Annotated in this window: 1 pseudogene; it reads right to left on the bottom strand. The window is 59.8% G+C overall.

Going from position 1 to position 448, the window contains the following annotated elements:
- Positions 1–428, bottom strand: a pseudogene (locus tag D3261_RS19450) (hypothetical protein); the annotation flags it as partial.
- Between the last annotated feature and the right edge of the window lie 20 nt (positions 429–448).

Genomic DNA, 448 nt, shown 5'->3' with positions numbered 1-448 from the left:
TCACTGGGGTCTCCTGTGGGGTAGTTGATGGTTTTCTCGAAGACGTTACCCAAAATGCTGGGGTCGAGGTCGTCGGGACTGCCGTCGGCGGAGAAGGTGTAGGATTCGAGAAACTCGATGATCGAGGTCATGACGGCATCGCGAACGTCGAAGCTCTCGTCGGTGAACCCGCGCTCGGTGTTCTCGTGCGGGCGGAACAGGCCCCCGTTGAGATAGGGGACGTCGGTGTAGAAGCCGACCTGTTTGATCTGCTCGGAGCGCTCGCTGGGGCGTTCGTCGAGCACGCCGAAAAAGAGGGGTTCGAGGAAGGTCTCGTAAAGCGACTGAGGGTAGGTACTCGGGTTGTAGGTGTCGGCGAGGTCCGCCAACAGATCCGAGGGGACGAGGCCACGGTCTTCGAGGAACTTGACGAAGATGAGGCGATTCATCAACTCGACGGCGAAGAGGC

Source organism: Halococcus sp. IIIV-5B (assembly GCF_003602035.1).
Classification (GTDB): domain Archaea; phylum Halobacteriota; class Halobacteria; order Halobacteriales; family Halococcaceae; genus Halococcus; species Halococcus salsus.
The sequence above is the reverse complement of the archived record's forward strand: the minus strand, read 5'-3'. Positions and strand labels throughout refer to the sequence as shown.